At 31.4% G+C, this 24,624-nt stretch carries 26 protein-coding genes and 1 tRNA gene; 18 read left to right on the top strand and 9 right to left on the bottom strand.

The window, feature by feature from the left end; translation table 11 throughout:
- Positions 1-140 precede the first annotated feature (140 nt).
- Complete coding sequence (locus K8Z87_RS10300) at positions 141-767, top strand: YceI family protein (RefSeq protein ID WP_227477478.1); 627 nt, start codon at positions 141-143, stop codon at positions 765-767.
- Between the two features lie 123 nt (positions 768-890).
- On the opposite strand, the gene K8Z87_RS10295 is transcribed toward K8Z87_RS10300, so the two are convergent.
- Positions 891-1,607 (bottom strand): RDD family protein, encoded by a 717-nt coding sequence (locus K8Z87_RS10295; protein WP_227477477.1) that lies wholly within the window; start codon positions 1,605-1,607, stop codon positions 891-893.
- A 36-nt stretch (positions 1,608-1,643) separates the two neighbouring features.
- On the opposite strand from K8Z87_RS10295, the gene K8Z87_RS10290 reads away from it, so the two are divergent.
- The 7 genes from K8Z87_RS10290 to K8Z87_RS10260 all read left to right on the top strand — a co-directional run bounded on the left by K8Z87_RS10290 (position 1,644) and on the right by K8Z87_RS10260 (position 8,484).
- Positions 1,644-2,654 carry a stage II sporulation protein M gene (locus K8Z87_RS10290; protein ID WP_227477476.1) on the top strand — a complete coding sequence of 337 codons (1,011 nt, stop codon included), beginning with the start codon at positions 1,644-1,646 and terminating at the stop codon, positions 2,652-2,654.
- Entirely contained in the window at positions 2,651-3,538 is an 888-nt protein-coding gene (locus K8Z87_RS10285) for a hypothetical protein (RefSeq protein ID WP_227477475.1), read from the top strand. The genes K8Z87_RS10290 and K8Z87_RS10285 overlap by 4 nt, the downstream gene beginning before the upstream one ends.
- Positions 3,539-4,270 carry a DUF4129 domain-containing protein gene (locus K8Z87_RS10280; RefSeq protein ID WP_227477474.1) on the top strand — a complete coding sequence of 244 codons (732 nt, stop codon included), beginning with the start codon at positions 3,539-3,541 and terminating at the stop codon, positions 4,268-4,270.
- Entirely contained in the window at positions 4,263-5,486 is a 1,224-nt protein-coding gene (locus tag K8Z87_RS10275) for a DUF4350 domain-containing protein (RefSeq protein ID WP_227477473.1), read from the top strand. Before K8Z87_RS10280 ends, K8Z87_RS10275 begins: the two co-directional genes overlap by 8 nt.
- Positions 5,468-6,463, top strand: coding sequence for an AAA family ATPase (locus tag K8Z87_RS10270; protein WP_227477472.1), 996 nt, complete (start codon positions 5,468-5,470; stop codon positions 6,461-6,463). Before K8Z87_RS10275 ends, K8Z87_RS10270 begins: the two co-directional genes overlap by 19 nt.
- 26 nt (positions 6,464-6,489) lie before the next feature.
- Entirely contained in the window at positions 6,490-7,821 is a 1,332-nt protein-coding gene (locus K8Z87_RS10265) for a DUF58 domain-containing protein (protein WP_227477471.1), read from the top strand.
- Between the two features lie 249 nt (positions 7,822-8,070).
- Positions 8,071-8,484 (top strand): DUF2141 domain-containing protein, encoded by a 414-nt coding sequence (locus K8Z87_RS10260; RefSeq protein WP_227477470.1) that lies wholly within the window; start codon positions 8,071-8,073, stop codon positions 8,482-8,484.
- 79 nt (positions 8,485-8,563) lie between these two features.
- Here the strand turns inward: K8Z87_RS10260 and K8Z87_RS10255 are convergent, their stop codons facing one another.
- Positions 8,564-9,043, bottom strand: coding sequence for a Dps family protein (locus K8Z87_RS10255; RefSeq protein WP_227477469.1), 480 nt, complete (start codon positions 9,041-9,043; stop codon positions 8,564-8,566).
- Between the two features lie 104 nt (positions 9,044-9,147).
- On the opposite strand from K8Z87_RS10255, the gene K8Z87_RS10250 reads away from it, so the two are divergent.
- A complete protein-coding gene (locus K8Z87_RS10250) occupies positions 9,148-10,086 on the top strand; it encodes a LysR substrate-binding domain-containing protein (RefSeq protein WP_227477468.1) in 939 nt (312 codons plus the stop codon).
- Positions 10,087-10,117: 31 nt separating this feature from the next.
- Here K8Z87_RS10250 and K8Z87_RS10245 read toward each other — a convergent pair whose 3' ends face one another.
- The 3 genes from K8Z87_RS10245 to K8Z87_RS10235 form a co-directional block, all read right to left on the bottom strand.
- On the bottom strand, positions 10,118-10,312 hold the full coding sequence (locus K8Z87_RS10245; protein ID WP_227477467.1) for a hypothetical protein: 195 nt from the start codon (positions 10,310-10,312) through the stop codon (positions 10,118-10,120).
- A 159-nt stretch (positions 10,313-10,471) separates the two neighbouring features.
- The gene (locus tag K8Z87_RS10240; RefSeq protein WP_227477466.1) at positions 10,472-11,299 is read right to left on the bottom strand and encodes a TIGR00266 family protein; all 828 of its coding nucleotides are present in this window, start codon (positions 11,297-11,299) and stop codon (positions 10,472-10,474) included.
- A gap of 92 nt (positions 11,300-11,391) precedes the next feature.
- Entirely contained in the window at positions 11,392-11,847 is a 456-nt protein-coding gene (locus K8Z87_RS10235) for a DUF4442 domain-containing protein (protein ID WP_227477465.1), read from the bottom strand.
- A 147-nt stretch (positions 11,848-11,994) separates the two neighbouring features.
- Between K8Z87_RS10235 and K8Z87_RS10230 the strand changes: the two genes are divergently transcribed.
- The 5 genes from K8Z87_RS10230 to K8Z87_RS10210 all read left to right on the top strand — a co-directional run bounded on the left by K8Z87_RS10230 (position 11,995) and on the right by K8Z87_RS10210 (position 16,528).
- The gene (locus tag K8Z87_RS10230; protein ID WP_227477464.1) at positions 11,995-12,441 is read left to right on the top strand and encodes a DUF4870 domain-containing protein; all 447 of its coding nucleotides are present in this window, start codon (positions 11,995-11,997) and stop codon (positions 12,439-12,441) included.
- Between the two features lie 118 nt (positions 12,442-12,559).
- Positions 12,560-12,904: a PadR family transcriptional regulator gene (locus tag K8Z87_RS10225; protein ID WP_227477463.1), complete on the top strand. Its 345-nt coding sequence runs from the start codon at positions 12,560-12,562 to the stop codon at positions 12,902-12,904.
- A complete protein-coding gene (locus K8Z87_RS10220) occupies positions 12,901-14,721 on the top strand; it encodes a PspC domain-containing protein (RefSeq protein ID WP_227477462.1) in 1,821 nt (606 codons plus the stop codon). Before K8Z87_RS10225 ends, K8Z87_RS10220 begins: the two co-directional genes overlap by 4 nt.
- Before the next feature lie 104 nt (positions 14,722-14,825).
- Positions 14,826-15,554 carry a head GIN domain-containing protein gene (locus K8Z87_RS10215; protein ID WP_227477461.1) on the top strand — a complete coding sequence of 243 codons (729 nt, stop codon included), beginning with the start codon at positions 14,826-14,828 and terminating at the stop codon, positions 15,552-15,554.
- A 134-nt stretch (positions 15,555-15,688) separates the two neighbouring features.
- Positions 15,689-16,528 carry a GIN domain-containing protein gene (locus K8Z87_RS10210; RefSeq protein WP_227477460.1) on the top strand — a complete coding sequence of 280 codons (840 nt, stop codon included), beginning with the start codon at positions 15,689-15,691 and terminating at the stop codon, positions 16,526-16,528.
- A gap of 72 nt (positions 16,529-16,600) precedes the next feature.
- On the opposite strand, the gene trxB is transcribed toward K8Z87_RS10210, so the two are convergent.
- The 4 genes from trxB to K8Z87_RS10190 form a co-directional block, all read right to left on the bottom strand.
- Entirely contained in the window at positions 16,601-17,581 is a 981-nt protein-coding gene (gene trxB / locus K8Z87_RS10205; protein ID WP_227477459.1) for a thioredoxin-disulfide reductase, read from the bottom strand.
- Positions 17,582-17,674: 93 nt separating this feature from the next.
- On the bottom strand, positions 17,675-18,940 hold the full coding sequence (locus K8Z87_RS10200; RefSeq protein WP_227477458.1) for a type II toxin-antitoxin system HipA family toxin: 1,266 nt from the start codon (positions 18,938-18,940) through the stop codon (positions 17,675-17,677).
- A gap of 1 nt (position 18,941) precedes the next feature.
- A complete protein-coding gene (locus K8Z87_RS10195) occupies positions 18,942-19,205 on the bottom strand; it encodes a helix-turn-helix transcriptional regulator (protein ID WP_227477457.1) in 264 nt (87 codons plus the stop codon).
- 193 nt (positions 19,206-19,398) lie between these two features.
- Positions 19,399-19,473: transfer RNA gene (locus tag K8Z87_RS10190), tRNA-Pro, on the bottom strand.
- Positions 19,474-19,665: 192 nt separating this feature from the next.
- Here K8Z87_RS10190 and K8Z87_RS10185 point away from each other — a divergent pair.
- The 4 genes from K8Z87_RS10185 (at position 19,666) to K8Z87_RS10170 (ending at position 24,581) form a co-directional block, all read left to right on the top strand.
- Positions 19,666-20,805, top strand: a complete 1,140-nt coding sequence (locus K8Z87_RS10185; protein ID WP_227477456.1) for a dipeptidase — start codon at positions 19,666-19,668, stop codon at positions 20,803-20,805.
- A gap of 7 nt (positions 20,806-20,812) precedes the next feature.
- Positions 20,813-21,943, top strand: a complete 1,131-nt coding sequence (locus tag K8Z87_RS10180; protein ID WP_227477455.1) for an FG-GAP repeat domain-containing protein — start codon at positions 20,813-20,815, stop codon at positions 21,941-21,943.
- A gap of 74 nt (positions 21,944-22,017) precedes the next feature.
- Positions 22,018-24,027, top strand: coding sequence for an amidohydrolase family protein (locus tag K8Z87_RS10175; RefSeq protein ID WP_227477454.1), 2,010 nt, complete (start codon positions 22,018-22,020; stop codon positions 24,025-24,027).
- Positions 24,027-24,581, top strand: a complete 555-nt coding sequence (locus tag K8Z87_RS10170) for a RidA family protein (RefSeq protein WP_227477453.1) — start codon at positions 24,027-24,029, stop codon at positions 24,579-24,581. The genes K8Z87_RS10175 and K8Z87_RS10170 overlap by 1 nt, the downstream gene beginning before the upstream one ends.
- Positions 24,582-24,624: the final 43 nt, after the last annotated feature.

The raw sequence follows: 24,624 nt of genomic DNA, 5'->3' as shown, positions 1-24,624 counted from the left end.
AGATTAAATCTTATGCAAGATAAGGATATTGGATATTAAGTTTATTGAAATTGTAATACATTAATAACTTATTTTTTGCAAATAAAAATTGTAAATTGCAGAAACACAATTATGTCTTTATCTTTACAAAAAAAACACTGATGAAAAACCTAAAACTATTTGCTTTAGCATTAACTCTAGCTTTTGCGGTCTCTTGTAAAAGTGATAAAAAAGAATCTGAAACTGAAGCTGCAACTAAGGTTGCTAGCACAGAAAATTTTGTTGTTAAACCAGAAGCTACTTCAGTAAAATGGACGGCTTATAAAACTACAGAAAAGAAACCTGTAGGTGGTGAGTTTATTACCTTAAATTTTGATAATAAATCAGGTGCTACTCCTCATGAAGCTTTAAACGGTTTACAATTTTCAATCCCTGTTAGTAGCTTGTTTACCAAAGACGAAAGCAGAGATGCTAAATTGAAAACATCTTTCTTTGGGTCTATGATAGATCCTAGTATTTTAAGAGGTACTATTAAGTATGAAAACGAAGATTATTCGGCAACTATTACTATGAATGGTGTTACAACTGATTTACCATTACAGGTAAGTATTAGTGATGAAAGACGTGTAACCATGAAAGGCACTATGCAGCTTAAAGATTGGAATGCACTTGGCGCATTAGAGGCTTTAAATAAAGTATGTTTTGATTTACATAAAGGTCCGGATGGCGTTAGTAAAACTTGGGAAGATGTTGCAATTGAAGTGAATACTTTTTTACGTAAAAATTAAAACAACAATACATCATAATTTAAAAGCTATCATAAAATGATAGCTTTTTTGTTTTTACAACGTCTAACTTATATTTAAGATTTATATATCCTTGGACTTCGCCTAGGATAAGTGCTTATCAACTTACATGCTTTGCGTATAGTAATTGTAATCTTTTATCACCTTATTTATAAAATCTACAGGACTTTCTTTAGCTTCAATTTGCATTATCTTTTCTAAACGTACACTAATGTTAAGAATAACATTATGGTTCCCTTTTCTTACCGCATCATTATACAACGATTTAATCGTCTGTACATCGCTATCATTCAACATGGTTACTTGACTATATGTTGGTTTATAATCTAAAGGTATATCTTGTATAATAGTATCTGCGATTGATATTTTTTCGCGCTCACTAATCACTGTAGTTCCTGCTGCCATATCTCCTAAACGCTGCCCATTGCCTTTAATTAAAATAGTTAAAACAGCACATCCGCCAGATGTAATAGCTACATCAACAATTCTTAAAAGCCAACGTATAAAATAATTAGCAAAGCCAGGTTTAGAGCCATCTAATTTTACAACACGAATTTTACGGATATGTTTACCTATAGTTTTTCCATTCCAAAATGTTTCTAATAAAACATAATATAAAAAAGCAGGCAAAGTCATTAATAAATAAATAGCCCAAGTATCCCCAAAATCTAAATCTAAAGCTCCTAACAAAAGGAAAACAGATATTCCATAACAAAAAATAACAATTGAATCAATGATGTAACCAATAAGGCGATCGCCTATATGTGCTACGTTTTGATTAATCCCTATATTTTGGGCTGTTTCTATTTGAAATTCATTCATATTTTCTTTTCTTTGAGTACCTAAAGATATTGGTATATGCGTGAGGCTGCTTTTGTGAAGCAAAATAAAGATAAATGGTTAGAATTTGAAAATGTTCTATCAAATAAAACCATTGTTGATCCAGATTTACTTTCTGATATTTACATAGAAGTCACCGATCATCTTAGTTATGCTAAAACATTTTACACTGGTAGTAATACTGAACGCTACCTTAATCAGTTGGCTTCTAAGGCGCATCAATTTATTTATAAAACTAAAAAAGAACCTAAAAACAGGCTAATCTCATTTTTTAAGACGGAATTTCCATTGATGTTTTTTCAACATCAACGCGAATTACTGATTGCTTTTTTAACCTTTGCTCTTTTTGTTTCTGTCGGAGCTTTTTCTGCAGCTAACGAAGGTGATTTTGTAAGAGCTTTTCTTGGTGATGGTTATGTAAATATGACACTAGAGAACATTGAGAAAGGAGATCCTATGGCTGTATATAAACAACAAAGTGAATTTAATATGTTTCTCGGCATTACTCTAAATAATATTAAAGTAGGATTAATGGCTTTTGGATACGGTATTATGTTTGGTATTGGCTCTTTATTTATTATGATGCAAAATGGTATTATGCTTGGAAGTTTTCAGTATTTCTTCTATGAAAAAGGATTACTTTGGGAATCTGCTAGAACCATATGGATACATGGCACCATAGAAATTTCTGTTATTATTATCGCTGCTTGTGCTGGTTTAGTATTGGGGAACGGTCTTCTTTTTCCTGGGACTTTACCTCGATTAGATGCTTTTTTACGTGGTGTAAAAAACGGATTAAAAATTGTAATTAGTACCATTCCGTTTTTTATTATTGCAGGATTTTTAGAAGGCTTTGTAACAAGACATACAGAAATGCCAGATTGGTTAGCCCTTTTTATTATTATCACTTCATTAGCTATTATAGTATATTACTATGTAATATATCCAAGAATATTATATAAACGTTCTAAAAAAGATATAGCTGAAACACCCGAATATATTCACTTAAACCAATTAACAACTACATGAATAAACCCTACATAGAATTTAAACAGCAACGCGATTTTGGAGCTATACTTTCAGTAACTTTTGGCTTTCTCAGAAATGAGTTTAAGCCTTTTATGAAAGCTATATTTAATATCGCTGGCCCTGCAATTATATTATTTATCGCTGCTATGGCATTATATACATATGTAGTTGGTGATATTTTTAACTTTGATATATATGGTGATAACCCAACAAACAATTTTAATCCTTTAATAATATTATTTGTAGCATTAGTTTACCTTGTTTCTTTCGTTGCTGCATACATATTGGCGGGTTCAACTGCTCTGCATTATTTAAAATCTTACATTGATAATAAGGGTAATGTTAATATAGCTGATGTAAAACGAAAAGTATATAAAACCTTTTGGGGATTTTTGGGTTTAGGTATTTTAAAAGGAATTACACTAGGCTTTGCTTTAGTGTTATGTATTTTACCTGTTTTTTATGCTATGGTGCCTATGGCCATTGTATTAAGCATCTATGTTTTTGAAACACGTCGTTCTGCTACTGATGCTTATAGTCATAGTTTTTATTTAGTCAACGAGGATTTTTGGACTGCCTTAGGAACATTTATCGTTTTAGGTCTTATTTTCTATGCCTTAAGCATGGTTGTTTCTATACCTACAATTATTTATTTATATGCAAAAATGGGAATCTTTTCTGGAGAGATTGACCCTGCTAACATGACCGGTTTTGTAGATCCTATATATATCCTACTTAATGTATTGAATACCTTGTTCCAATTTTTATTAAATTTTATACTTGTCATTGGTGGTGCTGTGGTCTACTTTCACCTAAATGAAAAACGAAACTTTACTGGAACTTATGAACGTATTAGTAACATTGGTGAACATATAGAAAAATAGATGCCTCTAAAACGTTTCTTATTATTTATTTTATGCATTGGTCAATTAAGTATTGCTCAACAAACAGAGCATCATACTGTTGATGATACCGTTATAGAAAGACAAACCATAACTGAAGATGATTTAAAACCATATTTAGATGATAGTGATTTTAATTATGAAGAAAATGTAGGAGGAGATTCTCTTTACGATCGTTTTATGAGATGGCTAAATAATATCCTTACTAAATTCTGGGAAGCTATTTTTGGAGTCGGTAGCGCCGGTGGATTTCTTTTCTTTGTATTAAGAATTCTCCCATATATCCTTTTAGGTATTCTTGTTTTCCTACTCATTCGTTTTTTCTTAAAAGTAAACTCTAACCGTTTAATAGCCGCTCAAAAAAATAAAGCAACCATTTCATTTTCTGAGGAAGAAGAAATTATACGTAATGAAGATATTCCGTCTTTAATACAAGAAGCTATAAACGCTAAAAACTACAGATTAGCCATTCGGTATTATTACTTACTATCACTTAAATATTTAACAGATAATGAACGTATAGAATGGCAACCACAAAAAACTAATGAAGATTATATTAAAGAATTAAATGAAGGCTCTTTACAATTCGATTTTAAAAATATTACAAGAATATACGATTACGTTTGGTATGGAGAATTTAAAGTAGATGCTATTAAATTTGAAACCTTAAAATTACCTTTTGTATCACTACATAATAGCATAACAAATGACTAAGAAAGGTAAAATTTATATTGCTTTAGCTTCATTAGTTATTATCTCTATAGTTATAGCTGAAGTATTAAAACCAAAGCCTGTTAATTGGTTTCCTTCTTATACTTTACATCATAAGATTCCTTTTGGTGCGTATGTTTTTAATGAACAACTATCTCGTTTGTCAGATGAAATTACTCGTATAGATCGACCTCCTTTTGAATACTTAAGGCAAAACGATATAGGTGGCACTTATTTCTTTTTTAACAATGGCGTGCAATTTGGTAAACAAGAGCTAAACACACTTTTAGATTGGACTGCCAATGGCAATACACTTATAGTCTCCTCAATTAATTTTGAAGAAAAATTGTTAGACACATTGCATCTTAGTACTAGAGCAATTAGTACTCTGAATAATTTTAATAACGAATATCAAGTACAATTAATCAATAACAATTTAGATAATACATCGACTTATAAATTTGATAGAGCTAGTACCTTCTATCATTTTAATAAAATAGATTCTCTTAATACAAAAGTGGTTGGATTAATAGACAAATATCAATCTGACGAAGAGAAAATTCAAGATTCATTAGTTAACATCGTAAAACAACCTTTTGGTAAAGGACAGATTATATTAAGCACATTTCCACAGGCGTTTACTAATTATTTTATTCTAAATAACCCAAACCAGAATTATACTGCTGATTTAATGTCTTACATAGACTTTAGTAAACCATTATATATTGATGCACATTATAAAACAGGGAAGACATTTTATACCTCTCCAATGTATTTGTTTTTAAATACTAAGTCTTTAAAATGGGCCTATTACCTAGTTTTAATAGGAGCTGTAATTTATATTATTTTTGAAGGTAAACGAAAACAGCGTGCAATACCTATTGTAAAACCTTTAAAAAATCAGACTTTAGAGTTTACACGCACCATATCTGATATGTATTACGAAACAGGAAAACATAAGGATATTTCACACCATAAAATTCAACATTTTTTAGAATATATAAGAAACACTGTACATCTTCAAACCTCAAATGTTGATGATACATTTATAAAAAACTTAGCTGCCAGAAGTAGTAATAGCATTGAAGATACAAAAGATTTATTCAAGTTTATTAACGAGATTCAACATAAAAATACGTTGACCTCTAAAGAACTTGAACACTTAAATAAAAAAATAGAACATTTTAAATCCCATAACCAATGGAAAACGAAAACATAGATAACGATTTAAATTTTGATAATAGAATTCCGTTAGAAGCTTTAAAAAATGCAGTTGATGAGATTAAAGCAGAATTAAAAAAGGTCATAGTAGGTCAAGATCAATTTGTAGAATTGCTTATCGTTGCCTTATTAGCAGATGGTCATGTTATTATAGAAGGTGTTCCTGGTATTGCTAAAACGGTAACTGCTAAATTATTTGCTAAAGTTTTAAAAACCGATTTTAGTCGTATTCAATTTACGCCAGATTTAATGCCGAGTGATGTTTTAGGAACATCGATTTTAAATATGAAAAACTCAGAATTTGAATTTAAAAAAGGTCCCATTTTTTCTAACATTGTGCTTATTGATGAAATTAATAGAGCGCCTGCTAAAACACAAGCTGCACTATTTGAAACCATGGAAGAACGACAAGCTACTATAGATGGAACAACCTATAAATTTGAAGCTCCTTTTATGGTTTTAGCCACGCAAAATCCTATTGAACAAGAAGGCACTTACGCTTTACCAGAAGCCCAGTTAGATCGTTTTATATTTAAAATTAAAGTAGATTATCCATCTCTTGAAGACGAAGTACAAATTATAGCATCGCATCACGAACGAAAAGGAGAAGCACCACAAACATTAATTAATACCGTTTTAGATACTAAGTCACTGGCAGATTATAAAACAAAAACACAAGCTATAATTGTAGAACCAAAAATTATACAATATATCGCTGAGATTGTTTCTAAAACAAGGAATCATCCGCATCTATACCTTGGTGGTTCTCCAAGAGCTTCAATTTCTATACTAAATACAGCAAAGGCCTTTGCTGCAATTAATGGGCGCGATTTTGTAATCCCAGAAGATGTAAAAAGAGCATTAAACCCTGTTCTTAATCATCGTCTTATTTTAACTCCAGAACGTGAAATGGAAGGCATGACTACCGAAAATGTTATCGAAATGATTGTACAATCCGTTGAAGTACCGAGATAGAAGGTTACCAAATTTTATAATAGAAGATGAAGTTTATTAAGTCGCTGTATATACATAATCAATTCTATATTTATATAGCTGTGGCTTCAGTGTGCTTTTTATTATCCTATTGGTTTCCTGCTCTTTTTTCTATAGCTACCATAATTTCAATTATTATATTCATCCTTTTTGTTATTGATATTTCTATACTATATGGCACTAAACAAGGATTAAATGCTAGGCGTTTATTGCCCGATAAGTTTTCTAACAGTGATCCCAATCCTGTGCCAATAACCATTAAAAACACCTATAGTTTAAAATTATTTTTAGATGTTATTGATGAATTGCCAGAACAATTTCAAAAGCGGGATTTCTCATACCAAACGGTATTAAATCCAAATGAAATTCATGATTTTGAATATTTGGTTAGACCCGTAGATCGTGGCGAATATTACTTTGGGCACTTAAATATCTTTGCGTCTTCTCTACTAAAAATAGTAAAACGTAAGTACCAATTTCAGAACCAGCAAATGGTAATGGTTTATCCATCCATAATACAAATGCAGAAGTACGACTTTTTAGCTATAAGCAACCATTTAACACAATTTGGCTTAAAAAAGATAAGACGTATAGGTAATACATCAGAGTTTGAACAAATTAAAGATTATGTTCAAGGTGATGATTTTAGAACTGTTAACTGGAAAGCCACTGCCAAACGTGCACAGTTGATGGTCAATCAATATCAAGACGAAAAATCACAGCCTATTTACTCTATTATAGATACTGGTCGTGTAATGAAAATGCCTTTTAATGAATTAAAGCTAGTAGATTATGCTATAAACTCTACACTTGCATTTAGCAATGTGGCTTTAAAAAAGCACGACAAGGTAGGATTATTAGCTTTCTCTAAAAAGATAGAAAACTATTTACCTGCATTGAGTAAACTCACTTATTTAAATCGCATATTAGAAACCCTTTATAATATAGACACACAATTTAACGATAGTGATTTTGGTTTACTCTATGCGCAAATAAAACGAAAAATCACACATAGAGGCCTACTTTTACTATACACTAATTTTGAACATTTAAGCGCTTTAAAACGTCAAATGCCATACTTACAGGCCATTTCTAAAAAACACATGCTTGTTGTCGTTTTATTTGAAAATACTGAGTTAAATGAACTAATACATGCAGATGCTGAAAATTTACAAACTATATATCATAAAACTATTGCTGAAAAATTTGCTTTTGAAAAACGCTTAATGGTAAAAGAACTTCAAAAACATGGCATTCAAAGTATTTTAACTCCTCCTGAAAAACTGACGGTTAATACCATCAATAAATATTTAGAGATTAAAGCAAGAGGGCTTCTTTAGTTGATTGTTGGTTGTTGGTTGTTGGCTGTTGGCTGTTGGCTGTTGGTTGTTGGTTGTTGGTTACAAACTTAAAATTTAAAGCTACTCACACTCTCATGCCTCTTGTTGCTTGTCCCTTTTCTATCCTTACGTAATAAAACAACAATTCATCCTGTAAAAATTACAGCTCAGTAATTCTTATTATAAAACCTTTGAGGTTTGTTAGATATTTGAATCAATAATAACAAATACATCAAAAAACAAACCATTATGAAACATTTAATCTTAACAGTAGCATTACTTATTACTTCAATTTTTAGTTTTGCACAAGAAACCCAAACCATTACAGTAACTATAGATAACGTTACAAGCGATAAAGGTAAAGTTGGCATAGCTTTACACTCTAAAGATACTTTTATGAAAGCTAAACCTATAGCAGAAATGGAATCTTCAATTAAAGATGGAAAAGTAACTGTAACATTTAAAAATGTAGCACCTGGAGAATACGCTATTCTTGCACTTCATGATGCTAATGAAAACGGCAGAATGGATTTTAAAGAAAATGGTATGCCATTAGAATCTTTTGGAGCGTCAAATAATGTTATGAATTTTGGCCCACCACAATATGAAGACGCAAAATTTATGGTAACCAATAAAGACATAAGTTTAAACATCCGCTTTTAAACAGAAATATCATCAATCAATCAAAACAAAAAAAGACTCCTTAAAAGGAGTCTTTTTATTTAAAATCTATACTGATATTTTACACCGTTTCACCCAACCATGCTTTCATCATCCAAACTGTTTTTTCTTGCTGAGTTATAAAATCACTCATCATTGAATTGGTTCCTTCATCATTAGCTTCATCAGAGTTATCAAGAATTTGTCGTTCTATTTTTAGTAATTCTGTTAAAGAATCGACAATAAGCTGTACAGCATGGTCATCTTTACTTATATTTTTACCTACAGGTACTTTTGCGGCTTTATTATAATCTTCAAATGTATGTAATGGTGTTGCACCAAGTGTTAATATCCGTTCTGCTATTTCATCAACTTTAAGGTTAGCATCTGTATATAATTCTTCAAATTTTACATGCAAGTCAAAAAACGCACGTCCTTTAATATTCCAATGTATACCTCTTAAATTCTGATAATACAATTGAAAATTTGCTAATAATTGATTTAAATCATTAGCCAAATCCTTTGTCTTTTCTGTATCTAATCCTATGCTATTCAGCATCATATTCTTCAAATTTATATTTAAAACAAAATTATGCTATAATTAAATCTACAATACTATAGTTTCTATAAATAGTTTTTATATTTTTATAGTCTAATTCAATACCAATGACAATCACTCAATTAAAATATGTTTTAGCCATAGCTGAACATAAAAACTTTACTAAAGCTGCAGAAAAGTGTTTTGTAACTCAGCCTACGTTAAGCACACAAATCCAAAAATTAGAAGATGAACTCAATATTTTAATTTTTGATCGTAGCAAAAAACCCATTGAATTAACTGATGTTGGTCGAAAAATAGTATACCAAGCTCGTAATATAGTAAATGAAGCGGATAGAATTCAAGATATTGTAGATCAACAAAAAGGATTTATTGGAGGAGAATTTAGATTAGGCATTATACCAACAGTAATGCCAACATTACTTCCTATGTTTTTAAAGAATTTTATAAATAAGTATCCAAAAGTTAAGCTTAAAATAGAAGAGTTAACTACCGAAGAAATTATATTACGTATTAACGAAGGTCATTTAGATGCTGCTATTGCGGCAACACCTCTAGAAAGCCCTAATATAAAGGAAAGACCTTTGTTTTATGAGCCGTTTGTGGCTTATACACCTAACAGTCATAGATTATCTAAAAAAAATAATGTGGAAATCTCTGATTTAAATGTTGATGATATGCTTCTCTTAGAAGATGGGCATTGTTTTAGAGAAGGAGTTATTAATCTTTGTAAAACGTTTAAAGATCATATCGATGATAATTTTCAATTAGAAAGTGGTAGCATAGAAACATTAATAAAACTATCTGATGAAGGCTTAGGAATGACACTCCTTCCATATTTACATACCTTAGACATGTCTGATAAATTTAATGCTAATCTTCGTTATTTCATTGAACCATCACCTGCTAGAGAAGTTAGCATCATTTATCATAAAAGTGAATTAAAAATGCAGATTATTGACGCGATACATAATGTGATTTCAGGAGTGGTAAGAGGTGCTATCGCATTTCAGAATGTTAAGATTATTAGTCCTGTAGCTAAATAAAAAAAAGCGATCTGTAGATCGCTTTTTATGATTATTTTAAATAGATTAAACATTGATTTAATTCTGGTTTTTGATTTACCATACTCTGAATAAAGATTTTTAATTCTTTCAGTTCATAAGGCAATAAGCGTTTTACTGCTTTTTGAACTTCTTTACAAAATAAAGTTGCATCAAAACTTACTTTTTTGAGTACAGTCTTTGTATACTCAAACATTGCTCTCGACATAGTTAATTAATTAGGTTTAGATTTAAACGATAACGTAACTTTTTGTATAAGCTTTTTGGTTTAATTGTTCAACAAGATAAGGAAAAAATAATTTTTAAATTAAAAAACACATCGATTTTTAACACAGCATTATGTTAATAAAATACGCCAAGTTGTAAATTAAAATCGATTATCACCATCTAAAAGATTCCCTAAACCACCTAAAACACTGCCTTCACCTTTATCTCGCCCGCCACTTCTTGGAGCTGATGCTAGTACACGACCTGCTAACCTGCTAAATGGTAACGACTGTATAAATACTGTTCCTGGTCCTTGCAATTTTGCAAAAAACAAACCTTCGCCTCCAAAAATTGAATTTTTAATGCCTCCTACAAATTCTATATCGTAATCTACATCTTGTGTAAACCCAACGATACAACCTGTATCTACTCTCATTATCTCTCCAGGTTGTAATACTTTTTTAGCCATGGTTCCGCCAGCATGGACAAATGCCATACCATCTCCTTCTAACTTCTGCATTATAAAACCTTCTCCTCCAAATAGACCTCTACCTAACCGCTTTGAAAATTCAATACCTACACTAACTCCTTTTGCCGCACATAAAAATGCATCTTTTTGGCAAATAAACTTTTCATTATATTCGGTAAGGTCTATAGGTATAATTTTTCCTGGATAGGGAGAAGCAAAAGAGACATTGCGCTTTCCTGTTAAATTGTTATAGAAAGCTGTCATAAATAAGCTTTCGCCAGTAAGTATTCGTTTTCCGGCTCCAAGTATTTTTCCTAAGAAGCCTTGATCTTTCTGAGATCCATCACCAAAAATAGTTTCCATTTTAATGCCATCGTCCATCATCATAAAACTTCCCGATTCTGCAATAACGCCTTCATTAGGATCTAGTTCTATTTCTACAAATTGCATTTCTTCACCATAAATACGGTAATCTATTTCGTGTGCGTTTCTATTATTAAAATCTGGTAATCTTTCCATTACTATTACTTTGTTTTTTGTTGATTCACTTATATGTTGAATAGATTTAAACTTTGTTACACCTATCTCAAAAAAAAAGTTATCAATAAGATTTAAGACTTTACTTTCAATGTCCATTCAAACTTAAATTGAGAGACTTCTACACCATCATTATTAACCCCATTAGCATTTAACCAAATGGTTTGGCCTTCACCTGTAGCTATTGCTTTATCAATTATAGCATCTATTTTATCTCCATCAGTGCACTCAAAGGTTATAACTCCAGTTGCTTTTTTAGTAAATGAAGCACTGTTATTTGCCACTAACATTGATATATTTCGTTTACTTTCTTTTATTTTTTTCATTACTAAAGCACCTGTTGTTAGCTCTGCAGCCATACCTTGGACTGCCCAAAACATAGAACGAAACGGGTTTTGATTAATCCATCGATGTTTTACTTTAACTATGCATTTGACATCATCTATGTGTTTAGCTCTAACTCCTGTAAAGTAAGCTGAAGGCAGTTTAAACATTAGATAGGTATTAAGTTTAGAAGGTGTAATTTTCATGAAATATGATGCTATTATTTCTCTAAAATAGGTGAAAAATTACAACATTACTAATGTTAATTTTATGTTAAATTTAAGTACTATGTTTTACATAATACCTTTTTTTAGACATATATTTGCATAAGCAACTATTATATACTTTTAAAAATGATCGATAATCATCATAAAAATTTAGCAACATTTATCCATCTATCTACATTTTCTAGATTTATAATTCCTTTCGGAAATTTTATAGGACCTTTAGTTTTATGGATAGCTAATAAAGAAAAATCTGAGTTTATAGATAAAAACGGAAAGCAAGTCATCAACTTTCAAATTAGTATTCTGCTATATACTTTAATTATAGGCACTATTAGTGTTCCGTTTTTTATTTTTAAAATACTAAATGGTATCGATTTTTTAGATTTTAATGGTTTTTACGATTTTCATCTTAAAATAGGCAAACCTTCACCTCTACTATATATTGGAGGTGGATTGGGCATCTTAGCGTTTTTAGGCTTTTTATTAGAGCTCGCATTAATTGTAAAAGCAAGCTTGTCTGCTAGAGATGGAAAAACATATAATTACCCGCTAACTATTAATTTTTTAAAATAAAGATTTCATCAATCAATCAATCAATCAATCAATCAATCAATCAATCAAAATTCATCAATCAGCTAATCATCATCAATCAAAAAATGAACAGTTTATTAAAATTTAATCTCATTAAAATATGAAGATAGAAAACACAAAAGCACAAATGCGTAAAGGTGTTCTAGAATACTGCATCCTATCCATCTTAAAAGATGATGATGCTTACGTTGCAGAGATTCTGGGCACATTAAAAGATGCTAAGATGCTTGTTGTAGAAGGTACAATATACCCACTATTAACAAGGCTTAAAAACGCAGGGTTGCTCAATTACCGTTGGGAAGAATCTACTTCTGGACCACCAAGAAAATATTATGGTCTTACAGAAACGGGTAAATTGTTTCTGAATGAACTAAACACTACTTGGAGTGAACTACAAAATGCCGTAAATCTAGTAACAAGCACTAAAAAAACAACAACAAAATGAATAAAACAGTCAATATAAATTTAGCAGGTATATTCTTTCATATCGATGAAGATGCATACTTAAAATTACAGCGCTATCTTGAGGCTATAAAACGTTCATTTACAGACTCTCAAGGACGATCAGAAATTATTTCGGATATCGAAGCCAGAATCGCGGAACTTTTTAGCGAACGTATACAAAACGAAAAACAAGTGGTAGGCACTACACTTGTTGACCAAGTTATTACTATAATGGGGCAACCAGAAGATTATATCGTAGATGACGAAATCTTTGAAGATGAACCTCAAGTAAAACAAACTAAACGTAGACCGTCTGGACCATCAAAAAAATTATATAGAGATACGGATAGCTCTTATGTAGGAGGTGTTGCCTCTGGTTTAGGGCATTACTTAGGTGTTGATGTATTATGGATACGCATATTATGGAGTGTTTTTACCGTATTCTCTGGCGGAACATTTATTATTATATACTTATTATTCTGGGCTTTAGTTCCTGAAGCTAAAACTACGGCCGAAAAGCTAACTATGACGGGTGATCCTGTGAACATTAGCAACATCGAAAAAAAAATTAAAGACGGCATTGATACGGTTTCAGAAAAAGTAAAAAATGTCGATTTTAAAAAACATGGAGATAAGATAAAAGAAGGTTTTGAAAACGTTTCTGATAATATATCAGATTCTGTTAAAGGTGTAGATTTTCAAAAACAAGGCAATCGCATAAAATCGAGCTCTAGAAGTTTTTTTGAGTCTTTAGGAGACGTTATAATGTTCTTCCTTAAAATATTTGCAAAGTTTATCGGTATTATATTAATCATTACAGGTATCAGTACTCTTATTGGATTAATTGTAGCCTTATTTACGGTTGGTATAACGGATGCTATCCATTTTCCAGGAATAGATTTCTTAGAACTTGGCAATACAGCAAATATTCCAATATGGTTAATGTCAATTCTGTTATTATTTGTAGTAGGCATACCATTCTTCTTTATCTTTTATTTAGGACTAAGAATACTCATTAACAACTTAAAATCTATAGGTAATGTTGCAAAATTTACATTATTAGGTCTATGGCTTGTCTCTATAATAGGTCTTGCAGTAGCAGGTGTAAAACAAGCCACAGAATTTACAAATAATGCTACTGTTAAAACGGAAGCTCCTTTAAACGTAACTGTTAACGACACATTAAAAGTAAATATGGTCGATAATAGTCAATACAATTCATATAGAAGGTACACTTCTAACTATCGTATATATAGAAATGAAAACGATGAACGTGTAATTTCATCATCTGACATACGCCTAATTATTAGATCTACAAAAGATTCTATTGCTTCAATTCAAATATTAAAAAGTGCTTACGGAAGTCGCTATGAAATTGCAAAAGAACGTGCTACTAATATCGATTATAATTATGCTTTAGTTAATAACGAATTGCGTTTAGATAAATATTTAACAACTGACGCAGAAAATAAATTTAGTGATCAAGAGATTGAAATTATCTTATACTTACCAGAAGGAAGTTTCATTAAACTGAAAGAAAATACTAGGCGCTATATAAGTAATTATCGTTCAAGTAGAAGTATTATGTCTTTTAGTGAAGCAGGAGAAACTCATAAAATTATTGAAGATGATGTAGAATGTCTGGATTGTCCAGATGAAGATGAAGATGAAGATGACAATGAGGATAAAGAAGTTGTTCTAAAATGGGGTGATAAAACCATAAATATTGATTCTAATGATGTTAAAGAATCTGATGTTAATATAAAAATTGATGATTCTACAGGTATAGAAATTAAATCTAAAGACAACAATAATTAACAGCTCAAGCCAATCAATCAACAGTTCAGGTATTTAAAATTTAACCAACCAATCATTTTTTAAATATTTGAACTGTATTTATCACTAATCAAAAAACAACAATCATGAGTACAATAGCCAGATTAATCACAGCGAGTATAATTTCTTTATTAATGACCTCTTGCGTCTTTGACCTTAATATAGGTGAAGGAGTTACAGGCAATAGAAATGTAACTAAAGAGAATAGATATATAGATAAAGATTTTAACGCAGTTAAAATAAGTAGAGGTATTGAAGTATATATCACCCAAGATAACACTATTAATTTAAGTGTAGAAGCAGATGAAAATCTACATGAAATTATTACAACAGAAGTGGAGAATAATGTTTTACGTATTTCTACTACTGCAAATATTAAATCTTCTGCATCAAAAAAAGTGATGCTTAGTGTTAAAGATCTATCAAGTATAAAAGCAAGTAGTGGTGCTTATGTATCTTCGTCAAGTACATTTAAAACCAGCGAACTCAACTTATACAGCTCTAGTGGAAGTCATATAGATATTGATGTAAAAACAGAAGAATTATTCTGTGATTCGTCTAGTGGTTCTGGTATAAAGTTAAGTGGAGATACAAACCGTTTAGAAGCTGAAGCTTCTAGCGGAAGTTATATTAAAGCTTCTAATTTAGACACTCAAGTTTCTAGAGTGAATGCTTCTAGCGGATCTAATATCTCTGTAAACACGTCTAAAGAATTAACAGCAAAAGCTTCTAGCGGTGGAAACATTAAATACTCTGGTAACCCTGAGATCGTTAATAAAAAAAATGGGGTTTCTGGTAGTATTAGAAAGCAATAACACCAATCATTTTATGCTAAATTAGATTTAGCAATTATAAATCAGTCAATCAATCAGTATTAAACCATTTCAAACGCATTTTAGAGTTTGGGATGGTTTTTGCATATATTTGTTTATCAAATCAAAAAATGTAGATGATGAACAAACTAGCTTTTACCCTTTTACTTATAATTGGTGGAACGCTTACAAGTTATGCCCAAATTAAAGATCGAATAAAAGGAAACAGAGATGTCACTATAAAACAAACTTATGTTGATGACTTTGAATCTCTAATTATTAATGGAGATTTTAATATAGAAATTGTTTTCAACAATAAACCTTCTATAGAGATAGAAGCTGACAATAACTTACACGATATTATAACTTTTGAAGTTGTAAACGGTGTTTTAACATTCAGTACTTCAAAACGGATTACATCTAAGAAAAAATTATTAATCACTATTAATTATGGCGAATTATTAAAACATATTGAAGTTAATGGCAGCACTGAAATTAGATCACTAACCTCTATGGAATTAGGAGATGTTTCTTTGAAAACTACAGGAAGTTCTAGAGCTTATTTAAATATAAAAGCTTCAAACTTTACATTTAATTCCTCAGGGAAATCTAAAAGCCGACTTAATTTGGCCGCAGATTCTACAGCATTCATTTTAAGCGATGATAGCCAATTAGATGCCTTAATTAATAGTAAAATTTCTAAATTTGATATTTATCAACGTGCTAAGTCCACTATTGAAGGAGATGTTGATACTTGTGATTTGCGCATTGATAATTCGGGCAAATTCTTCGGAAAAAACTATACAATAAAAAATAGCACATTAATCATTGAATCTAATAGTGATGCCACATTATTAACAACTGAATCTATAACTATAGAAGCTTCAGGAACAACAGAAACATATTTGTATGGTGAACCTAAAATAATATTAAATAAGTTAAGTGGTTCTGCAAAACTTCAAAAGAAGGAATTATAAAAAAGAAAATTTTAAACGCAAAAATGCCGAAGATTAATCTTCGGCATTTTTTTATTCTATTATATTATACGTCTAGTATTGAGGTGTAGAAACTTCAAATGAAGCATCTTTAGCTGCTAAATAACGTTCTGCATCTAAAGCAGCCATACAGCCAGTACCTGCCGCAGTTATTGCTTGTCGGTACACATGGTCAGCAGCATCTCCACTTACAAATACGCCTTCAACATTAGTTTTACTTGTTCCAGGTACAGCATTAACAATGTAACCTGTTTCGTCTAAATCTAAATATCCTTTAAAAATATCTGTATTTGGCTTATGCCCTATCGCTACAAAAAATCCTGTAGCTTCAATATCAGAGACAGCACCAGAGAGATTGTTTTTCACTTTAACTCCAGTAACTACTTGACCATCTCCCATAACCTCTTCTGTTTCTGTATTAAAAAGGATCTCTATATTTTCTGTGTTTTTCACACGAGAAGCCATAATTTTCGACGCTCTAAACTCATCTCTTCGTACAAGCATCGTTACTTTTTTACATAATTTAGATAAGTAATGTGCTTCCTCACAAGCTGAATCTCCTGCTCCAACGATAACAACTTCTTGGTTTCTGTAGAAGAATCCATCACAGACAGCACATGCAGAAACACCTCCGCCAAGTTTTAAATATTTTTGTTCAGAGTCTAAGCCTAAATATTTTGCAGAAGCTCCAGTAGAAATTATTACAGTATCACAATGAATCTCTTTTTCACCATTAACCCATACTTTATGAATTGGCCCAGAAAAATCAACTTTAGTAATCCAACCATTTCGTACATCTGTGCCAAAACGTTCGGCCTGTTGTTGTAATTCAATCATCATTTCTGGTCCTGTAACTCCATCTTTATAACCAGGAAAATTCTCTACTTCATTCGTTGTTGTTAATTGACCACCAGGTTGTTCTCCTTGGTATAATACAGGAAACATATTTGCTCTAGAAGCGTATATTGCTGCAGTATAACCTGCAGGTCCTGAACCTATGATTAAGCATTTTACTCTCTCTATTGTATCTGACATATTCATTTTCTTTAATATGGATAACAAAAGTAGCTTTTTTGATTAAATACTTACATAGAAGTTATTAACAGAAATTATAGTGCAATAGGTAACCTATATAATCTTAAAAAATTCATTTTTAATAGCAAGAGACACCTGTTTTGGAACCTCTAATTCTTCTGCATATAAATTCCATTTTAAAGTTACATCTTGAACTTGCTTTATTATGCCTTTAGGGTTTTTGATCGCATATGTTTCTGCAATAGTCAATACGTCTTTTAAAGAAATACTCTGGCGCTTATTATTTATAGACAATGCTCTTGATACATTACTATAATTAAAGTTTATATTTAATGGGTATGTTAAGTCGTATGCTGGTGCTAAACTCCATGAGTTAGAAGTCTCATCATACATAAAACTATGGTTTTTGAGATGGTCGTCTATGTTTCCTAAAACGACATTAAATACCATTCTTTTAAAGAGTTCTTGAATATCTTTATAAGGGACTTTTAAATCTAGTGCCAATTGAAATAGGTTTTCATAACTCGAGTTTTCCGGTTTTTTAAAATCCCAACCCGTTAAACCAGAGGCTGTTAAAACATGCTTTTTTTTACCATTTTGTCTGTCGTAACGTAACGTAGCAAAATGCTTATTATCTATCAATTTTGAAGGCATCATCGTTATACCAATATCTTTTGCCAATAAACAATAAATGTATTCTACTTTTTCTTTATTATAACCCCATTCTTCATTCATACAGAGTTTAACTAAGTAATGATTATAATCATTACTATATTCCATGTCACCAGGAATTATTTGCCCTGTTTTTTTATGCTCAGAAATGAGAATTTTTGGTCGTGCTCCTCCTGCAGAAGTTCCTATTTTAAAAACATTTAACAATGCCATATCATTTAAAACAGCTTCAGAAGTTTCTTTTTTAAGATCTAGCACTTTATTTAAAACCTCAACAATTTCATCAATCTGTATTGTGCTTGTTTTCGGTATTTCTGCAGATGGCCTATACTCTAATGCGCCCATGCCTCGACTAGCAACATAAGTCAGTTGTTCTAACGGAGTAATTTTTTTGAATGCTTTATGCTTTGCTTCAAACCATTCTTTAAAAATGATATTACCAAACATATCTGGCAAAGAATCTGCTATCATTGGAGGTAAAGCTCTAAATGTTTCTCCTTCAAATTTTGTAAATACCTGTACAGGTTTGATACGTTTAAACACATAAGGAAATATATTAGTGTACGTATTAGAATCTAAAAATGACGGATTATACTGAAAATAAGATGCACGCTTGTCTACATCGTATCCAACCTTACCTATTTCCGTACCAAATAGTACAACATCTATAATATTATTTTTAGCCATCTTAATACAAAGAGTTTATATCGTTTGTATTCTCTATATCTTTTAGTGCTAGATATAAATTATTTAATAAATCAAAATGATTGACAATTTTTAATACGGTATCGAGTGTTGCATTTTTACCATTCTCAAATTTCTGTATGGTATAACGCGATAAGTCTAAAGCAACAGCGAGGTCTTCTTGAGACATTTCATAAATTTGCCTTTTCTGCTTACAAAGCTCACCCAATTGTAATTTTACATCTTTAATAGTTATAACACCAATCATTTATATGTTTATTATATTACACAAATATAACAAAAAATAATTAAATTGTTTATTATAATACACAAATATTTTTAAATAATTTCGATTGAAAACTACAAATAGTTGAGATTTTCATCTTAAAAGCACGTATTAACATATTTATAAAAAACAAAAAAACCTTATAAATCATTACAATTTATAAGGTTTTAATTTGTCGGGGTGGCAGGATTCGAACCTGCGACCTCCGCGTCCCAAACGCGGCGCGATAACCGGGCTACGCTACACCCCGAATTGGCTATCTAATTTTAGGTTGGCAAATATAATTCTTTTTTAGAAAAAACCTCCAAGTATCATAAGATATTCAATCTTAAAGAAAATGATAATTTCATTTATAGAAAACAGCTCAATAGATGGGTTTGGTATTAGTTTATTACTTTTGGGTATTAGCTATCTTACTTTAGAGAAACAATAGCAACCAATTATGGCAATAAAACGAAGAGATTTTATAAAAAAAGCGTCTATAGGTGCTCTTTTTCCAATGCAGATTTTAAATAGTTTTGCCAGTGATAGTCATCAAAGTAATTTTTTATATAATAACTTAAAATCAAAACTTTTTAAAAGCGATATAGATAAATTATACAATGAAGCTATTGTCTTTGATGGAATAGTAATTACTAGAGGTTGGAATGAAGATTCATTTAAAGCATTAGAAAAAACAGGGTATACAGGATTTAATGCTTCAATAGGTTCAGGAAGTCTAGAGAGCGTACTTCAACAATTAAAGGAATGGCAAGAACGTATAACAGATAACCAAGACAAACTAATACTTGCCAAAAGTGCTGAAGATTTCATTACAGCAAAACAAGAAAAGAAAACAGCTATATTTTTGGGATTCCAAAACACCAATATGATTGGTACATCTATTCAAAATATAAATAAACTCTACGATGCAGGAACACGATGGTTACAACTCACTTATAACGAACGTAATTTAATTGGAGATGGCTGTACAGAACGCACCAATGTGGGTCTATCTGATTTTGGCCTTGAAGCTGTTAGTCAAATGAACGAACTCGGAATGATCATCGATCTATCGCATTGTGGTCGTCAAACCACAAATGAAGCTATACAATTCAGTAAAACAGGAGTTTCTTTTAATCACTCAATGTGTGAACATTTACACAAAAATCACCCGCGTGCTAAAACCGATGAACAGATCAAAGCCATGGCTGATAAAGGAGGTATTATAGGAATCATAAGTTTAGGGTATATGATTGGCCCTAATTTAGGAACAGATACTACACTAGAAACGTATGTAGATCATATAGACCATGCGGTTAAGGTAGCAGGAATTGACCACGTAGGTTTAGCAGCAGATTTCGCAATTCAGGGATTAAAAGCTACTGGTGCTACAAGAGAAAATTGGTATGTACCACGTTTAACACGATTTAAACCATCATACAAAGTACAATGGCCGCCGTGGATTCCAGAACTAGATACAACCGATCGTTATCGCTATGTCGCTAGGCTTTTAGACAAAAGGGGCTATAACTCAACCGACATTGAAAAAATATTAGGTCGCAACTGGCTTCGTTTTTATAGAGAAACACTAAAACCATAAAAAGAGCATGAAAAAAACAACATTTAATTTCTTTCTAATTACTTTCATAGTTGTTATACCTTCATTTGGGCAATCTTCTTCATTTCTTACAAATAACAGACTCATTTTCGGAAATCTAAAAGAACGCACAGCTTCTATAGGTGTTGGAGATATTGATAATGACGGAGATATTGATGTTATCGTTGCTAATGGAAGGCATTGGCCAGGGCAAAATCGAATTTTCATAAATAATGGTTCAGGACGATTTACTGTTTCTAAAAAATTAGGGGAAGAAAAAACAACCAGTTATTCAACAGAGTTGGCTGACCTAGATAATGATGGCGATTTAGATATAGTTGTAGGCAATGATATGGCACCTAACGCTATATTTATAAATGACGGACAAGGAAATTTTGCAAAAACAGGTGACTTTGGAAGGCTATATTCTAGTACTAGAAATATTGTAGTTACAGATATTGATAAAGATGGTGATACCGATATTTTAATTACTAACAGAGGACAAGAAAATGAAATATGCCTCAATGATGGCAAAGGAAATTTTAGTAACAGTATTGGTTTTGGAACTAAAGATGATTCTACAATAGATGTCGAAGTTGCTGATATGAATAACGATGGACATAACGATCTTATTTTAGCCAATCGTGACCAACAACAAAATTACATCTATCTTAATGACGGCCAACTCAACTTTAATAAAAAAATCCCATACGGAACAGGAACAGATAACACCCGATCTGTTGCTGTTATAGACATTAATAGAGATGGTTTTTTAGATATTATCACTGCCAATATCGGAGAAGCGAATAAAATCTACTTTGGAGATAAAGACTATACATTTTCAAATAGTATTGTATTTGATGACAGTGATTCTAATTCTTTTGCGGTTAGTACTGGTGATCTAAACTTAGATGGGTTAGAAGACATCATCATTGGCAATAATAGGCAACCCAATACTATTTTTATCAATAAAAATAATGGATTTGAGTGGGAAACCATTCCTTTAAGTAAAAAGGAATTTAGCACTTATGATATTCTGGTTTCAGATCTAACTGGAGATGGACGATTAGATATTATTGAAAGTAATTCAGATGAGTTAAACTTATATTATCGCAATCGGATAAATCAAAACAAAAATTAAGGATGTATTATATCATAAAAAGCAATTATACTCAACTTTTTAATTCAATTATCTTCCTATGCATTTTAACATTAATGTTAGGATGTGACACGAATACAAACACTTGGCAAGATCTAGATGAAGAAGGTAGTTTTTTAATATACAGAAGACAGTCTTTAATTGGAGAAGAAACCTTTTCCATCACTTCAGATAAAAATTTCATTACCGTAAAATCACTTCAAGGCGAAAACGAACGCGGTAGAATTACAGGCACTTTAGCTGAGTTAAAACTTGATATAGATTTAAATCCAATGTCTTATAATAACAGACGCATTACAAATAATGACACTATCAATGTCTTTAGGATGAGTCAAAAAAAGGATAGTCTCTCTATTTGGGAAAAACACTTCGAGCTACGTAAATTTAAAAAGCCAACTACATTTTTTCCTTTGCATAGTAATATTCCAGCAGCTATTGAGATTATGTTGTACCAATCTATTCTAAAAAACAATCCATCTAGACTACTAAAAACATTTCCGAGAGGTGAAATTTTAATGACTCATAAAGGAGAGGATTTAGTTCAAATAAAAGGAAAAGATATTCTATTAGATAGATATGTAATAGAAGGTATTAATTGGGGTGGACGAACGGTATGGTTAGATCAAGATAAAAACCTGGTAGCCATTGTAAAAGCAAATACACAGATAAGAGAAGTCATTCGTAAAGGTTATGAAGAAGCAATGCCTGTTTTTATTGCTGGTAATGTCACCGAGCAGATGAATACGCTTAGTGAATACACTAAGAATTACAAAGAACAACAATCAAATATAATAGCGCTCATTGGAGCAGATATTGTAGATGGTATAAACAATAGTACTCAACGCAATATGAGTTTGCTTATAGAAAATGGAAAAATAACCCACATTGGCAAACAGTCTAAAATTAAAATCCCTGACTCTGCACAAATTATAGATCTAAGTGGCAAAACACTCATTCCTGGGTTATGGGATATGCATGCACACTCTAATCAAGTACAATGGGCACCAGCTTATTTAGCTGGTGGTGTAACAACGATTCGAGATAATGGCAATGAGGTTGAGTTTGCTACTACTTTTAGAGATGCCATTGCTAAAAAGGGAATGATAGGTCCAGATATCCTTTTAGCAGGCATGACAGATGGTCCTGGAATTAAAGGTAATGGTATTATTCGTGCTACTAATGTAGAAGAAGCTAAACAGGTAGTAGAAATGTACTTTGATAATGGGTACAAGCAAATAAAAATCTACAATTCTATAGAACCTGAAGTACTAAAAGTTTTAGCTGAAGAAGCGCATAAAAGAGGGATGACAGTAACAGGGCATATTCCTCAACCAATAGGAAAAATTGTTACAGCAGTCAATTTAGGAATGGATATGTTTAGTCACGATCGCGCCATCTATTCGGTATTGTTTCCAGAATATACACGACAAGAGTTGGCAACCAAATTTAGAGATAGTTTAAATGTCTCTCAAGATAGAATTGATGCAGCTATTGATTATCTATTGCAACATAAAATCGCTTTAGACCCAACTATGAATTTAAGGTTTATAACAAGTATGTCACAAGAAGATACTTTAGAGGTTATAGAACCTTTTGCTTATAGAATTGCACCTGAACTTTGGGAAGGAAAAAGACTTAGAAAAGGCGTATTGCCTAAACGTTCAAAAAGTCTTCAAGAAAAGCATGCAAAAATAGAAGAAATTATAGGTGCTTTTTTTAAAGCAGGCGTGCCCATCGTAGCAGGGACAGATAATGCGGTTCCTGTTTTTAGTTTGTATTTAGAAATTGAAAATTATCAAAAATTAGGTGGCTTATCCCCTTTTGAAGCTTTACAAACAGCAACCATTATTCCTGCTAAAATAATGAATATGGATTCTCAAACAGGAAGCATTACCATAGGAAAACAAGCCGATATTGCTATTTTAGAAAAAAATCCGTTAGATGATATTTCAAATATTCGTACCGTGTCTGCTGTAATAACCAATGGACATTATTATGAAAGTAATCCGCTATGGAAAGCGGTAGATTTTCTTCCAAATCAAAAAAACACTAACTCTAAAAAATAATGAAAATCATTTATCAAAAAGCACTAATTATATGTGTAATTTTAATCAGCTCAAATTGTCAAAAACAGTCGACACATAACATTGAAGCCGATTATGATCCTGAAGCAAAATTAGAAGCCTTAGGAATTACATTGCCTAAACCACCTCAACCAGTAGCAAATTATGTTAATGGTGTCCAAACTGGTAATCTTATTTTCCTAGCTGGAAAAGGGCCAAAATATGCAGATGGAACAGAAATCACAGGAAAATTAGGTCAAGACATTTCTATTGAAAAAGGATATGAAGGCGCACGTTTAACTGCAATAAATCAATTGGCAGTATTAAAAGCAATGTTAGGTGATTTAAAAAGAGTAAAGCGTATTGTAAAAGTTTTAGGGCTGGTAAATTCGGATTCTGCTTTTGTAGAGCAACCTAAAGTAATCAACGGATTTTCAGATTTAATGGTAGAGGTTTTTGGTCATCGAGGAAAACACGCCCGTGCTGCTATTGGTGTCGCTTCACTTCCTAGAGGACAAGCTGTTGAAATTGAATTGGTTGTTGAGATTTATAATTAATTCTATCTTTAAAATTATATCAAAACCTTTTAAAAATTAACAT

The organism is Winogradskyella immobilis, from assembly GCF_021887715.1.
GTDB classification, from domain to species: Bacteria; Bacteroidota; Bacteroidia; order Flavobacteriales; family Flavobacteriaceae; genus Winogradskyella; species Winogradskyella immobilis.
This window is presented reverse-complemented; position numbering and strand designations above follow the sequence as displayed.

Coding starts and splice junctions, on each gene's coding strand:
- K8Z87_RS10300 (WP_227477478.1), top strand. CDS start 141: ATGAAAAACCTAAAACTATTTGCTTTAGCATTAACTCTAGCTTTTGCG.
- K8Z87_RS10295 (WP_227477477.1), bottom strand. CDS start 1,607: ATGAATGAATTTCAAATAGAAACAGCCCAAAATATAGGGATTAATCAA.
- K8Z87_RS10290 (WP_227477476.1), top strand. CDS start 1,644: ATGCGTGAGGCTGCTTTTGTGAAGCAAAATAAAGATAAATGGTTAGAA.
- K8Z87_RS10285 (WP_227477475.1), top strand. CDS start 2,651: ATGAATAAACCCTACATAGAATTTAAACAGCAACGCGATTTTGGAGCT.
- K8Z87_RS10280 (WP_227477474.1), top strand. CDS start 3,539: ATGCCTCTAAAACGTTTCTTATTATTTATTTTATGCATTGGTCAATTA.
- K8Z87_RS10275 (WP_227477473.1), top strand. CDS start 4,263: ATGACTAAGAAAGGTAAAATTTATATTGCTTTAGCTTCATTAGTTATT.
- K8Z87_RS10270 (WP_227477472.1), top strand. CDS start 5,468: ATGGAAAACGAAAACATAGATAACGATTTAAATTTTGATAATAGAATT.
- K8Z87_RS10265 (WP_227477471.1), top strand. CDS start 6,490: ATGAAGTTTATTAAGTCGCTGTATATACATAATCAATTCTATATTTAT.
- K8Z87_RS10260 (WP_227477470.1), top strand. CDS start 8,071: ATGAAACATTTAATCTTAACAGTAGCATTACTTATTACTTCAATTTTT.
- K8Z87_RS10255 (WP_227477469.1), bottom strand. CDS start 9,043: ATGATGCTGAATAGCATAGGATTAGATACAGAAAAGACAAAGGATTTG.
- K8Z87_RS10250 (WP_227477468.1), top strand. CDS start 9,148: ATGACAATCACTCAATTAAAATATGTTTTAGCCATAGCTGAACATAAA.
- K8Z87_RS10245 (WP_227477467.1), bottom strand. CDS start 10,312: ATGTCGAGAGCAATGTTTGAGTATACAAAGACTGTACTCAAAAAAGTA.
- K8Z87_RS10240 (WP_227477466.1), bottom strand. CDS start 11,299: ATGGAAAGATTACCAGATTTTAATAATAGAAACGCACACGAAATAGAT.
- K8Z87_RS10235 (WP_227477465.1), bottom strand. CDS start 11,847: ATGAAAATTACACCTTCTAAACTTAATACCTATCTAATGTTTAAACTG.
- K8Z87_RS10230 (WP_227477464.1), top strand. CDS start 11,995: ATGATCGATAATCATCATAAAAATTTAGCAACATTTATCCATCTATCT.
- K8Z87_RS10225 (WP_227477463.1), top strand. CDS start 12,560: ATGAAGATAGAAAACACAAAAGCACAAATGCGTAAAGGTGTTCTAGAA.
- K8Z87_RS10220 (WP_227477462.1), top strand. CDS start 12,901: ATGAATAAAACAGTCAATATAAATTTAGCAGGTATATTCTTTCATATC.
- K8Z87_RS10215 (WP_227477461.1), top strand. CDS start 14,826: ATGAGTACAATAGCCAGATTAATCACAGCGAGTATAATTTCTTTATTA.
- K8Z87_RS10210 (WP_227477460.1), top strand. CDS start 15,689: ATGATGAACAAACTAGCTTTTACCCTTTTACTTATAATTGGTGGAACG.
- trxB (WP_227477459.1), bottom strand. CDS start 17,581: ATGTCAGATACAATAGAGAGAGTAAAATGCTTAATCATAGGTTCAGGA.
- K8Z87_RS10200 (WP_227477458.1), bottom strand. CDS start 18,940: ATGGCTAAAAATAATATTATAGATGTTGTACTATTTGGTACGGAAATA.
- K8Z87_RS10195 (WP_227477457.1), bottom strand. CDS start 19,205: ATGATTGGTGTTATAACTATTAAAGATGTAAAATTACAATTGGGTGAG.
- K8Z87_RS10185 (WP_227477456.1), top strand. CDS start 19,666: ATGGCAATAAAACGAAGAGATTTTATAAAAAAAGCGTCTATAGGTGCT.
- K8Z87_RS10180 (WP_227477455.1), top strand. CDS start 20,813: ATGAAAAAAACAACATTTAATTTCTTTCTAATTACTTTCATAGTTGTT.
- K8Z87_RS10175 (WP_227477454.1), top strand. CDS start 22,018: ATGTTAGGATGTGACACGAATACAAACACTTGGCAAGATCTAGATGAA.
- K8Z87_RS10170 (WP_227477453.1), top strand. CDS start 24,027: ATGAAAATCATTTATCAAAAAGCACTAATTATATGTGTAATTTTAATC.